Source organism: Desulfurivibrio alkaliphilus AHT 2, from assembly GCF_000092205.1.
GTDB lineage: Bacteria > Desulfobacterota > Desulfobulbia > Desulfobulbales > Desulfurivibrionaceae > Desulfurivibrio > Desulfurivibrio alkaliphilus.
Map to the genome: position 1 here is coordinate 2,752,333 of NC_014216.1, position 12,754 is coordinate 2,765,086.

General features: G+C 62.2%; 12 protein-coding genes and 1 tRNA gene. 11 read left to right on the forward strand and 2 right to left on the reverse strand.

Features of this window, described 5'->3' with window-relative positions; all coding sequences use genetic code 11:
• Positions 1–101 precede the first annotated feature (101 nt).
• The 10 genes from DAAHT2_RS12000 (at position 102) to DAAHT2_RS12045 (ending at position 10,485) form a co-directional block, all read left to right on the forward strand.
• The gene (locus DAAHT2_RS12000) at positions 102–1,484 is read left to right on the forward strand and encodes an IS4 family transposase (protein WP_013164045.1); all 1,383 of its coding nucleotides are present in this window, start codon (positions 102–104) and stop codon (positions 1,482–1,484) included.
• Between the two features lie 142 nt (positions 1,485–1,626).
• Entirely contained in the window at positions 1,627–1,920 is a 294-nt protein-coding gene (locus tag DAAHT2_RS12005; protein ID WP_013164543.1) for a pyridoxal-phosphate dependent enzyme, read from the forward strand.
• A 122-nt stretch (positions 1,921–2,042) separates the two neighbouring features.
• Positions 2,043–2,819, forward strand: a complete 777-nt coding sequence (gene queC, locus DAAHT2_RS12010; protein WP_013164544.1) for a 7-cyano-7-deazaguanine synthase QueC — start codon at positions 2,043–2,045, stop codon at positions 2,817–2,819.
• Between the two features lie 6 nt (positions 2,820–2,825).
• Positions 2,826–3,821 (forward strand): beta-N-acetylhexosaminidase, encoded by a 996-nt coding sequence (nagZ, locus tag DAAHT2_RS12015; RefSeq protein WP_013164545.1) that lies wholly within the window; start codon positions 2,826–2,828, stop codon positions 3,819–3,821.
• A gap of 164 nt (positions 3,822–3,985) precedes the next feature.
• On the forward strand, positions 3,986–4,327 hold the full coding sequence (locus DAAHT2_RS12020; protein WP_013164546.1) for an HPF/RaiA family ribosome-associated protein: 342 nt from the start codon (positions 3,986–3,988) through the stop codon (positions 4,325–4,327).
• A gap of 11 nt (positions 4,328–4,338) precedes the next feature.
• Positions 4,339–5,433 (forward strand): quinolinate synthase NadA, encoded by a 1,095-nt coding sequence (nadA, locus tag DAAHT2_RS12025; protein WP_013164547.1) that lies wholly within the window; start codon positions 4,339–4,341, stop codon positions 5,431–5,433.
• 394 nt (positions 5,434–5,827) lie between these two features.
• Entirely contained in the window at positions 5,828–6,976 is a 1,149-nt protein-coding gene (locus tag DAAHT2_RS12030; protein WP_013164548.1) for a cysteine desulfurase family protein, read from the forward strand.
• Positions 6,977–7,000: 24 nt separating this feature from the next.
• The gene (gene glmS, locus DAAHT2_RS12035; protein WP_013164549.1) at positions 7,001–8,857 is read left to right on the forward strand and encodes a glutamine--fructose-6-phosphate transaminase (isomerizing); all 1,857 of its coding nucleotides are present in this window, start codon (positions 7,001–7,003) and stop codon (positions 8,855–8,857) included.
• Between the two features lie 21 nt (positions 8,858–8,878).
• Positions 8,879–9,346 carry a hypothetical protein gene (locus tag DAAHT2_RS12040; RefSeq protein ID WP_013164550.1) on the forward strand — a complete coding sequence of 156 codons (468 nt, stop codon included), beginning with the start codon at positions 8,879–8,881 and terminating at the stop codon, positions 9,344–9,346.
• Positions 9,343–10,485 (forward strand): mannose-1-phosphate guanylyltransferase/mannose-6-phosphate isomerase, encoded by a 1,143-nt coding sequence (locus DAAHT2_RS12045; RefSeq protein WP_218915014.1) that lies wholly within the window; start codon positions 9,343–9,345, stop codon positions 10,483–10,485. The genes DAAHT2_RS12040 and DAAHT2_RS12045 overlap by 4 nt, the downstream gene beginning before the upstream one ends.
• Here DAAHT2_RS12045 and mltA read toward each other — a convergent pair.
• Entirely contained in the window at positions 10,412–11,596 is a 1,185-nt protein-coding gene (mltA, locus tag DAAHT2_RS12050) for a murein transglycosylase A (RefSeq protein WP_013164552.1), read from the reverse strand. The two genes, DAAHT2_RS12045 and mltA, sit on opposite strands and share 74 nt — an antisense overlap.
• Positions 11,597–11,681: 85 nt before the next feature.
• Between mltA and DAAHT2_RS12055 the strand changes: the two genes are divergently transcribed.
• Positions 11,682–11,768, forward strand: a tRNA-Leu gene (locus DAAHT2_RS12055).
• 69 nt (positions 11,769–11,837) lie between these two features.
• Here DAAHT2_RS12055 and DAAHT2_RS12060 read toward each other — a convergent pair.
• Positions 11,838–12,722: a slipin family protein gene (locus DAAHT2_RS12060; protein ID WP_013164553.1), complete on the reverse strand. Its 885-nt coding sequence runs from the start codon at positions 12,720–12,722 to the stop codon at positions 11,838–11,840.
• Positions 12,723–12,754: the final 32 nt, after the last annotated feature.

The following is a 12,754-nucleotide window of genomic DNA, read 5'->3' on the forward strand; positions in this document are numbered from 1 at the left end:
TCAAAGCCCTGATTTAACTAAATAAAACGTGAAACGCCCCTTGCTTTTTGATATATTGGGAATTGCCAAAAACTCAATAAAATCAAAAAGAAGAGGCGTGAATGCAAAATATCACGGGCAGCCAAGAACAGCAAGCAGTAAGGCAACTGAACAGCAAAGTCGATCAGTTCTTTGACAACTTCTCCCTCGGCACCCTGCTCAACCGGGCGGGTATCCGTAAGCTGCGGGGCGCTTCGCCGGTTCGGCTGCTGAAGTCCATCTTCATGCTGGCCTTCAACCAGGAGAACTTCTTTCGCGGAATCGTGGAACGGGAGCAGGGCTTTGGCAAGGACGCCGCCTATGACCTCCTGCAGGGGGCCAACTACAACTGGCGCCGGCTGCTGCTGCAACTGGCGGCCAAAATCGCCACCGTTTTCTCCCTGCTGACCGAGGAGCCAAAACGGAAGGTGCTGATCATCGACGACAGCACCTACGAACGGCCCCATGCCCGCAAGGTGGAGTTGCTGGCCAGGGTGCGTGACAACTGCCGTAAACGGTTTACCAGGGGCTTCAAGCTGCTGACCATGGCCTGGTCGGATGGTTACAACACCTTGCCGGTGGACTTTGCCTTGCTTTCTTCGCGTGAACCGGAGAAACGTTTGTGGGGTGAGAAAAGACGACTTGACCGGCGTTGTTGCGCTGCCCGGCGCCGGCAAGAGGCGGTGACCAAGTCCACCGATCTGCTGGATGGTATGATCAAGCGGATCATGGCAAGCGGCATCGACTTCGGTTACATCCTGATGGACAGTTGGTTCGCCTTTCCCTCGATCATCAGGAAACTGCACCGGCATAGGCCAGTGATCTGCATGCTGAAGGACATGCCCAATATCCGTTTCCGGCATCAGGGTGTTTCCCGGCGAGTGGGGGAAATCTACCGGAACCTGCACAAACGACCGGGGCGGGCCAAAATCCTGGCCAGCACCACGGTGGAGCTGACATGTGGCTTGCCGGCCAAAATTGTCTTCGTCCGGCATCGCAGCACCAAAAACTGGCTGGCCCTGTTGTCCACCGATCTGGAACTCGGCGAGGAGGAGATCGTTCAGACCTACGGTAAACGGTGGGATATCGAGGTGATGTTCAAAGTGGTCAAGCACTACCTCAACCTGGAAAAGGAGGTGCAGATGCGGAATTTCGACGGACTGATCGCCCATGCCACCATAGTCATGATCCGTTACTGCTTCCTCTCCTTCCAGCAGCGGATGGACAACGATGAGCGGGCTTTGGGCTCCCTCTTCTACGCCTGTGCCGAGGAGATGCAGGACATCACCCTGCTCGAAGCGCTCCAGCGCATCATGACCCTGGCCCTGGACAAAATACGGCAACTCGGTGAGCTCACCGAAGATGCCGTGCGAAGAATCATCAATGTATTGATGGATACAGCTTGTCATATGTTGTTATCCCCAGCGGGAAATGGCAGAAATAAAAACATTTTAACGGCCAGTTAGGTCAAGTCCGAAAGTTCAGTTATGATACTTGAAAAACAGCTCTGTCCCCTTTGCTACCCCCTTTGCTGCCCTGGCCGCTTGAGTTCTGCCCGGGGGTGGTCTATAATCCCGCCTTTCCTTTCCATCACCGGAGAATAACGATATGAAGCTGTTGGAGAGCATTGGCAATACCCCCCTGGTCGATCTGGAGCGGATCTGGGACCCTGATCAAAGCGGGGTTCGTGTTCGGGTCAAGCTGGAAGGGGCCAACCCCGGGGGGTCGCTGAAGGATCGCCCGGCCTGTTTCATGATCCAGGAAGCGATCACCAGCGGCGCCATGAGCGTGGCTCGCGACCTGCCCCGGGGTTCCACGGTGGTGGCCATCCTGCCCGATCGCGGCGACCGCTATCTCTCCTCCCAGGTCTTTGCCAGCAAATGCGCCATCTGCCCACCATGAGTTGCCGGACCGTTCGCGCTAGCGGCCCCCGACCCGGGGCAAAAAACAATGACTATAACGTGGCCCTCTGCTGTAACCACTTCATTGTTGACGATTTTATGGGGCGGGGGTAGTTTGGCGTTATGACTGACGGGATTACTAACAGTGTTTTACCCGATGCCAAGGGGCAACCGGCGGTGGTGCTGCTTTCCGGCGGGCTGGACTCCACCACCGTGCTGGCCTTGGCCAAGGCGGCGGGTTACCGCTGCCACTGCCTTTCCTTTCGTTACGGCCAGCGCCACACCCAGGAGCTGGAACTGGCTCGGGCCAATGCCCGGCACTGGGGCGCGGCCCGCCACCTGATTCTCAATATCGAACTGGACGCCATCGGCGGCTCGGCCCTGACCGGGGATGAACTGGAGGTGCCAAAAGACAACCTGTCGCCTCTCGATTCCCCCGATGGTGCTGAAACCGACGCTCCCGGTATGGCCGGGGAGGTGCCGGTGACCTACGTGCCGGGCCGAAACACCATCTTTCTGGCCTATGCCGCCTCCTGGGCCGAAGTGCTGGGGGCCCGGGATATCTTTATCGGGGTCAATGCCGTGGATTTCAGCGGCTACCCCGACTGCCGTCCCGACTATCTTGAGGCCCTGGCCGCCGCCTTGAACCTGGGCAGTCAATGCGGCCGGGAGGGGCGGCCATTTCGGCTCCAGGCCCCGCTGCTGCATTTGAGCAAGGCGGAGATTATCGCCAAAGGGTTGGCGCTGGGGGTAGATTATGCCCGGACCCATTCCTGTTACGACCCGGACCAGCAGCACCGGGCCTGCGGCCGTTGCGATGCCTGTATATTACGCCGCCGTGGCTTTGCCGCCGCCGGTTGTCCCGACCCCACGACCTATCAACCCGCCCGCTCCGAGTAGATCCAGATGAATGAAGCCACGCTGCCCCATCCCGGGGGGTTGTTCATGGTCGGCCTGCCCGGCCTGGCGCTTGATGATTCCACCCGTGAACTGATCGTGCGCGAACGGATTAACGACTTTATCCTGTTCAAGCGCAACGTGGAAAGCCCCGCTCAGCTTGGCCGCCTCACCGCCGCCCTGGCTGACGCCTGCCGCACCACCGGCCTGGGGCCGCCACTGATCAGCATCGACCAGGAGGGCGGCACGGTGGCCCGCCTGGAGCCGCCTTTCACCGTTTTTCCCGATGCCCGGCAGTTGGCTGCGGAACCGGACCCGGAGGCCGCCTTAACCGCCTACGCCGAAACCTGTGCCCAAGAGCTGCGCTCGGTGGGGATCAATATGAACATGGCCCCGGTGCTTGATCTCTGCCCCGCCGGTCAGGGCTATTATATGGAAAGGCGGGTGCTGGGCGACGACCCGGCCGAGGTGGCCCGCCTCGGCCAATTGATCATCGAAAAGATGCAGCATAACGGCCTGATTGCCTGCGGCAAGCACTTCCCCGGCCTGGGGGCGGCCCGGCTGGACCCGCACCGGGAAATTTCGGCCATCGAGCGCAGTCGGCAAGAGCTGGAGCAAGATCTGCTCCCCTTTCGGGCCGCCGTCGAGGCCGGGGTGGCGGCGCTGATGACCTCCCATACCGTCTATCCTGCCCTGGACCCGCAGCGTCCCGCCACCCTGTCGCCGTTGATCCTGGCCGACCTGCTGCGCCGTAAGTTGGGCTATACCGGGGTGGTGGTTACCGATGACCTGGAGATGGGGGCCATTGAACGGCAGCGAGGGGTGCCTGAGGCGGCCCTGGCCGCCTTTCAGGCCGGGGCCGACCAACTGCTGATCTGCCGGGATCATGACAAGGTAAGAAGGGCCCTGGCCCGCTTTAAACAGGCCCTGGCCGGGGGTGAGATAGCCCCGGCCAGGCTCCGGCAGTCCCTGGCCCGGATCGCCGCCCTGCGCTTACTTGCTTGACCATTATTTGTTGCCCCACTATGGTGATAACGGGTGCGGTGCTGTTTTATGTGCTGATCAAACGTAACTGGCTTTTTGGTTGCAAGGGGGGCGAAGAGGGGGTAACCTTCCTGTTTTTCGCTCAAACATCATAATATAACAAGACCCCAACTGGGAGGAAGCGCATGGAACTTCAGGTTGAAGGCCGTAACTTGGATATCCGTAAAGTATGGCAGGATAAAATTGACACCGAAAAAGCCCGGTTGGTGCGGCATCATGCCGGCCTGGTGCATCACCTGCGGGTGAGCATCGAAGAAACCGCCAGCCACAAGAGCGGTGGTTACGAAGTGCGCCTGGTGGCGGGAGTTCCCAACGATACCGTGGTGGTGGGGCGCAAGGGCGAATCGGTACGGGCCATTCTCGGCGAGGCCTTTGATACTTTAGGTTTGCAACTCAAAGAATTGCAGCGTAAGCGCCGGCAGGCCCACGCCAAGGTGCCGCCGACCCCCGAGCTTGACGAGGAATAAAATTCTCAGTTATGGAAGTCTTAAAGCAAGCCGATATCGGCGAGGCCTATCTGGGGACTGAGCCCGAGGAGTTGCATCGCCGGATCATCGCCCGCAAGGAAGAGCTGGCCGATCGCCTGCTGCTGCTCTGCCATCATTATCAGCAGGAGGCGGTCTTCCGGCATGCCGACGCCACCGGCGACTCCCTGAAGCTGGCCCGGATCGCCGCCGAGAACCGTGACCGCGACTACATCGTTTTTTGCGGGGTCCATTTCATGGCCGAGTCGGCGGATATCCTCACCACCTCCGAGCAGCAGGTTTTCCTGCCCGATTTGCGGGCCGGCTGCCCCATGGCGGATATGGCCACCCGGCCGGAGGTGGAATGGGCCTGGCGGGAACTGGCCGAACACATCGACGTCGACCGCCTGGTGCCGGTGACCTACGTCAACTCTTCGGCCGCCATTAAGGCCCTGGTTGGGGAAAAGGGCGGTTCGGTCTGTACCTCATCAAACGCCGAAAAGGTTTTGCAGTGGGCCTTAAGCTGCGGCGAGCGGGTGTTTTTCTTCCCCGATGAGCACCTGGGGCGCAACTCCGCCGCCGCCATCGGCCTGGCCGATGAGACCGTCATTCTCTGGCGCCGGGGGCAGCCCTTGGGCGGCAACACGTCGGAGCAGGTGCGTAACGCCAAAGTCATCCTCTGGGATGGCTACTGCACGGTGCATATGCAGTTCCAGCCTCAGCATGTCGAGGCCTGGCGGCAGAGGGATCCGGCGGTGCGGGTCATCGTCCATCCCGAATGCCGCCGCGAGGTGGTGAAGCTGGCCGACCAGTACGGCTCTACCGAGATGATCATCAAGGCGGTGAGTGAGTCGCCGGCGGGCAGCAAGTGGGCCGTGGGCACCGAGATCAACCTGGTGCGCCGGCTGCAGGATCGTCATCCCGACAAGGAGGTGCATTCCCTCTCGCCCTTCCAGTGCCTGTGTTCCACCATGTACCGGATCAAGCCGGCCTATCTGCTCTGGGTGCTGGATAACCTGGCGGCGGGCAAGGTGGTCAACCGGATCACCGTGGACTCGGAAACGGCGGCCTTGGCCCGCCTGGCCCTGGACCGAATGCTCACCATGTAGCCTGTAAACGTCCAGCAGCACCGCATCTTGCGGCGATCGGCCCGGCTTGCGTACCTGGGGTACGCGGCGCCGAGCCGCTTGCCGCAACCTGCGGCACTGCTGAACGTTTACGGGCGGTCCATTTGCGGGCCAGGGCAACGTCAACGTCGCGTGAATTCTGGACGGGGGCCGCGAAACCCGGTAGCGACGGGTTCGCCCGCCGCCGGGCGCATGGACGCGCAGGAGGCGGCGGGCGCCTCGGAGGCCGACAGGATGTCGGCCGAGAATGAGTCGCTACCGGGTTTCGCGGCCCCCACCCCGGTGCAAAAACCAATGACTTTGACATTGCCTTGTTTACGGGCCATACTATATGGTCTTGGAGGTTGTGTTACCGTGTAGGAGTTTTACTTTTATTATGCGGCGAATATATTTGGATAACAACGCCACCACCCCGCTGCTGCCGGAAGTGGTAGAAGTGATGCAGCAATGCCTGGCGGAGGATTTTGGTAATCCTTCCAGCGGCCACTCCTTTGGTGAAGCAGCCCGGCGGCGGGTGGAAACGGGCCGGCAACAGGTGGCCGGGCTGTTGCAGTGCGCTCCCGATCGGGTGGTGTTTACCAGCGGCGGCAGCGAGGCCAACTGCCAGGCGATTTTCAGTGCCGTCATGGCACGGCCCGAGGGGCGGCACCTCATTGCCTCGGCGGTGGAGCATCCATCGGTGACGGCGCCGCTGGAGTTTTTGCGCCGGCAGGGTTATGAAATTGAACTGCTGCCGGTGGACGGCGCCGGCCGGTTGGACCCGGCTTTGCTTAAAAACGCCATCCGCCCCGACACCGTGCTGGTTTCTTTGATGGCCGCCAACAATGAAACCGGGGTTTTGTGGGATGTGGCCGAGGTGGGGGGCATCTGCCGGGAACGGGAGGTGCTCTTTCACTGCGATGCGGTGCAACTGGCCGGCAAGGAAGAGATCGACGCTGAACAGTGGCCGGTGGATTATCTCAGCCTGGCCGCCCACAAAATGCATGGTCCCAAGGGTTGCGGCGCCCTTTACGCCCGCCGCTCGGTCCCGGTGACCCCGCTGGTGATGGGGGCCGGCCAGGAAGCGGGGCGGCGAGCCGGGACCGAAAATGTGGCCGGGATTGCCGGCTTTGGCCTGGCCTGCGAACTGGCGGCGGCATACCTGGCCGCCGGGGGTCGTGAGAGCATGGCGGCCATGGGGCGCCGCCTGGAGGAAGGACTGTTGCAGGCCTGTCCCGAGGTCAGGATCAACGGCGAGGGGGCGCCGCGCCTGACCAACACCGCCAATGTAAGTTTCGAGTACTGTTCCTCGGCTCAGATGATCCAGGACCTGGATGAACTGGGTTTTGCCGTTTCGGCCCATGCAGCCTGCCACAGCGGGGATCTGGACCCATCCCCGGTGCTGGCGGCCATGGCGGTGCCGGAAACTTTCAGGCACGGTACTTTGCGGATCAGCTTGAGCCGGCTCAACACGGCTTCGGAAATAGAGGCCTTGCTGGCGGTATTGCCGAGGGTTGCGCAAAACTCACGCCAGGGTTTTGTGTAAAAGAAAACGGAGGGAGTTGGGGAAATGTGCGGAATAGTCGGTTATGTCGGCTCTCGGCGGGTGGTGCCGGTGCTGCTGGAAGGACTGAAACGCCTCGAGTATCGGGGCTATGACTCGGCGGGCCTGGTCTATCTGGGCAAAAACGGCCTGGTCAAACACCGGGCTCAGGGCAAGCTGCTCAACCTGGAGGCCAAGCTTGACCAGGTCCGCCAAACTCCCAGCCATATCGGCCTGGGGCATACCCGCTGGGCCACCCACGGTTCGCCCTCCGAGCTCAACGCCCATCCCCACAGCGATTGCCACGGTGAACTGGTGGTGGTCCATAACGGGATCATCGAAAACTTTCGTACCCTGCGGGAAGAGTTGCAGGCCGAAGGGCATGTCTTTCGTTCGGAGACCGACACCGAGGTGCTGGCGCACCTGATTGAAAGCTTTCTTTGCGGCAGCCGTTGCGACTTGGTGGGTGCTGTGCGGCGGGCCCTGAAGAAGGTCAAGGGGTCTTACGCCATCGGCGTGCTCTGGACCGGCGAGCCCGACAAGCTGGTGGCGGTCCGCAGCCAGAGCCCGCTGGTGCTGGGGGTGCAGGAAAATGATGAGCGCGGCTGCCTGCTGGCTTCCGATATTCCTGCCCTGCTGCCCTATACCAACCGGGTGGTGTACCTGGAGGACCAGGATCTGGCGGTAATCCGGGCCGATGGTTTTGAGGTGCGCAAGCTGAGCAACGGCCGTAAGGTTAAAAGGCCGATCCACACCATCGACTGGAACCCGGCCATGGCCGAAAAATCCGGCTATACCCACTTCATGCTCAAGGAGATCTTTGAGCAGCCCCAGGCGATTTTAAATACCTTTCGCAGCCGGATCGACCCGGAACATGGCCAGCTCTGCCTGCCGGAGTTGGGCCTGTCCGATCGCGACATCAAAGGGATCGGGCGAATCGTGCTGCTGGCCTGCGGTTCTTCCTGGCACGCCGCCCTGGTGGCTAAATACTGGCTGGAGCAGTGGGTCGGCATTCCGGTGGAGGTGGATATCGCCTCGGAATTCCGCTATCGCCGGCTGTTGCTGGATAAAAACGTGCTGGTGATCCCCATCACCCAGTCGGGAGAAACCGCCGACACCCTGGCCGGCACCCGCCTGGCTCTGAAGTCCGGCGCCAAGGTGGTGGCGATTTGCAATGTTCTCGGCAGTACCATTACCCGCGAGGTCCATGGCACCCTTTACACCCATGCCGGGCCGGAAATAGGGGTGGCTTCCACCAAGGCCTTCACCTGCCAACTGGTGGCGCTGTTTCTCCTGACCCTCTATTTGGCACAGGTACGGGGCACCATGGCGTCCCGGGAGCGGCTGACCATGATCGAATCGCTGGTGGAGCTGCCGGTGGTGCTGGAGCGTGAATTGCCCGGCTGGCAGGAGGAAATGGAGCGGCTGGCGGAGGAGTTCGTTAAAAGCCGGGATTTTCTCTTTCTGGCCCGGGGTGAGAATTTCCCCATCGCCCTGGAAGGGGCCCTCAAGCTCAAGGAGATCTCCTATATCCATGCCGAGGGTTATGCCGCCGGCGAGATGAAGCACGGCCCCATTGCCCTGATTGATCGTGACATGCCGGTGCTGGCCCTGGTGCCGCAAAACGGGGTTTACGACAAGGTGGTTGCCAACGTGGAAGAGGTCAAGGCCCGCCATGGGCGGCTGATTCTGCTGGGCAGCCGGGGCGATGCCAATATCGGCCGGATTGCTGATCATGTGGTTTACCTGCCGGTGATTCTGCCGGATTTGAATCCGATTCTATACACTGTTCCTTTGCAGCTTTTGGCCTATCAGGTGGCCCGCTTGCGGGGCTGCGATGTCGACCAGCCCCGGAACCTGGCCAAAAGTGTCACCGTGGAGTAATCCCTCCCTGGGAGGACGCCTATGACGCAGCAAGAACAGGTGGGTAAAGATATCCACCAGGATCCGATGATTGCCGGCATTCTGAGCCGGCTGCCGGGCAGAGTGGCCGCTTCCTTTTCCGAGGAGCAGTTGCTCAGCTTAAAGGCGGCGTTGGGGGCCCAGCGGGGCCATCGCCACCCCTTTGATGTGCGCGGGGCCGTCGGCCTGGGGCGATGGCGCTGGTATTATATTTTTCTGTCCGGCCGTGACCACCGATTCACCCACCGCCGGGAGGGGCGCTGCAATCGCAAGGCCCTGCTGCTGTTCTGGTTTCTTTTCCTGCTGTTGAGTCTGGCCTTGGGCACCGTATTGCTGTCGGCCCTTAAACTAGGACTGGGGCTTGACCTGCCGGCTTACGCCAGCGGCCTGCTGGCGGGTTTGCTGGGGGCCTCGTTACCCTGGCCGCTTGACTTGCCCACCGCCATGTTATGGTTCGGGGCCGGGGCGTGATTGTCCCGGTGGTGTTGGCCGGCGGCTCCGGCACCCGCCTCTGGCCGCTGTCGCGGGAGCTTTGTCCCAAGCAGCTTTTGTCTTTGGACGGGCGGGAATCCATGTTCCAGGAGACCCTGCGCCGGCTGGAGCGGCTGGGCGAGGTTGGCCGGCCGGTGGTGGTCTGCACCGAGCCGCACCGCTTCCTGGTGGCGGAACAGATCCGGGCCTTAGGGCAGGCGGCTGATATCGTGCTGGAGCCGGCGGATCGGGATACCGCCCCCGCCGTCGCCATCGCCGCTCTGCTGGCCGGCGGTCAGGATGATGACCCGCTGCTGCTGGTACTCCCCTCCGATCATCAAATTTCCCAACTCGATGCCTTTCTTGCCGCCGTCAAGACCGGGATGGTGCCTGCCGCCGCCGGCAACCTGGTTACTTTCGGGATTTGCCCGGAGCAGCCCGAGACCGGTTACGGCTATATTCAGCCGGGGCAGCCAGGGGACAGCCCCGCCCCCGCCCAGTCCGCCGATGCCGGGGCCGAAGGCGAGTATTTTACCGTGCGGCGCTTTGTAGAAAAACCCGATGCCGCCACCGCCCGGCAATATCTTGCCCAGGGCTATCTCTGGAACAGCGGCATCTTTCTTTTTCGGGCTTCGGTGCTGCTGGCCGAGGTGGCCGCCCATGCCCCGGAGATCAGCGCCCGGATGCTGGAGGCCTACCGGGGGCGGCAGCGGGAGCGGGATTTTATTCGCCTGCCGGAGGAACCCTTTACCGCCGCCCCGACCCTTTCCCTTGATCGCGCGGTGATGGAGCACACCGGCAAAGCGGTGGTGGTGCCCATGGCCTGCGGCTGGCGGGATATCGGCTCCTGGAGTGCCTTGTGGGACGGCGGTGCGGCCGATGCCCAGGGTAATGTGCTGCTGGGGCGGGTGGTAAGCCGGGACAGCCGCAACTGCTACGCCCGCTCCACCGGCCGCCTGCTGGCTCTGCTGGGGGTTGATGACCTGGTGGTGGTGGAAACCGCCGACGCCGTGCTGGTGGCCCGCCGGGAGCAGGCGCAGGAGGTCCGGGAACTGGTCCGGGAACTTAAAAAGCGGGGCCTGGAGGAAGCTTTCCGGAGCGTGGCAGCAGCAGAAAAAGCTCCACCGGATGCCGGGTGACCCCGGCGGCGATGGCGGCGTAGCGGTCGTCGCCCCAGAACAGATCGGCCCGCCCCCGCCCCCGGATGGCCGAGCCGCTGTCCTGGTTGAAGACCAACCGGCCAAAATCACGCCAGCCGACGATCTCTTCTTCATCATTCAGTTCCGGCCGCTGGCCGGCCAGGTAGGCCGGAACCCCGGGGGGGTAATAGCTCTGGTCCAGGGCCAGGGAACGGCCGGGGGTGATGGGCAGGCCGAAGGAGCCCAGCGGGCCGGGCTGCTCATCGTTGCCCCAGCGGAAAAAGATGTAAGATTCATTGTGGTGCAGCACCCGGCGGAGCTGCTCGGGGTGCTGCCGCAGGTAGCTTTTTATCCCCGGCAGATCGGCCTCTTTCCGGGTCAGCCGTCCTTCCTCCACCAGCAGGCGGCCGATGCTGCGGTATTCCCGGCCGCTACGGGCGGCGTATTGCACCGGCCGCACCGTGCCGTCGGGCAGCCGGACGCGGCCGGAGCCCTGCACATGGATGATGAAGGCGGCCAGCGGGTCATCCAGGTAAACCAGCTCATGGCCGGCCAGCAGGTTTTGGTTTTCAATTTCCGCCCTGGTCCAGTAAGGTACGAATTCTTCCCCCTGCCAGCGCCCTTCCCGGCCCTCATGGCGTGCCAGGTCCGGGGGCGGGGAGTAGAGGGGGTAGCGAAAACGCTGGTCGGGCACCAGGCTGCCGGCCAGCTCCGGCTCGTAATAACCGGTGAGAAAGGCCTTGCCCGACCATTGTTCGCCGGCGGTGCGGCAGAAGGTGAAGTTGTCCTGCACAAAGGCAATCAGCTCCGCCGGCCCGGCGGCCCGGCGGGAGGCGGCCAGCAACTCCGCCTGGGCCTTTTGCAGCTGGGCCAGGGTGTACTCTTGGCTGCAGAAGCGGTAAGTGGCGGCGCCGTCCCGCCGGGCCATGATCTCAAGGCTGATCTCGGCGGCGGTTGCCAGCCCGGCCAGTTGCAGATCATCTTCTACCGGCAGGGTGGGGCGGTCGGCGGCCGGGGCCCATCTGGCCCCGAGCAGCAGGAGCAAAACGATGGCCGCTGGCAGCAGGAGCTTTACAATAATGGTGGGGCGACGAAGAAGCATGGTGGCCATGGTGGTTATGCTTGACAGTCTTAAGCAGGCTTTCTATATTGCCAGCTTCCGCCGGAGCACCGGAACAGGGGTTATGGCGGTAAAAGCCGGAGTGGTGAAACTGGTAGACGCACGGGACTCAAAATCCCGCGACCGCAAGGTCATGTCGGTTCGATTCCGACCTCCGGCACCAGTTATTGCAAGGGGTTTTCAGGTTGCGGCCTGAAAACCCCTTTTTGCTTGGCTCCTTACCCGATTCCCCTTACGGCTTGTCGGCGCCGGTGGGGCTGGGGATCGCCTCTTCCAGGGCTTCGGGGCTGACATCCGGCACTTCGGGAACTTCTTCGTCAGAGCTTTCGTCCAGGCTCGGCGCTGGCGGCCGGACCATGGCCTTGCCGGTGATGGCCTGCATAATCGGGCCGATGATGTCGGTGGGGACCGGGAAGACGATGGTGGAAGTCTTGTCGCCGGCGATGTGGCTCAAGGTCTGCAGGTAGCGCAACTGCATGGCCTCGGGCTGGGTGGCCAGCACCTGGGCCGCTTCCCGCAGCTTGCGCGAGGCCTGCTTTTCGCCCTCGGCGTGGATTACCTTGGCCCGCCGTTCACGTTCGGCCTCGGCCTGGCGGGCGATGGCCCGGATCATCGTTTCATTGATATCCACATGCTTGATCTCGACACTGGAGACTTTGATTCCCCAGGAGTCGGTCTGCACGTCCAGGGCCTGCTGAATGTCCATGTTGAGCCGGTCCCGCTCGGAGAGCATTTCGTCCAGTTCGTGCTTGCCCAGCACCGCCCGCAGGGTGGTTTGGGCCAGCTGGCTGGTGGCCACCATGTAGTTTTCCACCTGGATGATGGCCTTGGCCGGGTCCATGACCCGGAAGTAAACCACCGCGTTGACCTTGACCGAGACGTTGTCTCGCGAGATCACGTCCTGGCTGGGCACGTCCATGGTCAGGGTCCGCAGGTCCACCCGCACCATCTGTTGCAGGCCGGGGACAACGATGATCAGGCCCGGTCCCTTAACGCTCCAGAAACGGCCAAGCTGGAAAATTACCCCGCGCTCGTACTCCCGCAGGATCCGGAAGGTATAGCCCGCCAGCAGGACCAGACCCACGATCACCATCATAAAAAAATAAGCGTCAAACATGATATCCTCCGTCTTTTTTGTATCCTGCCTTG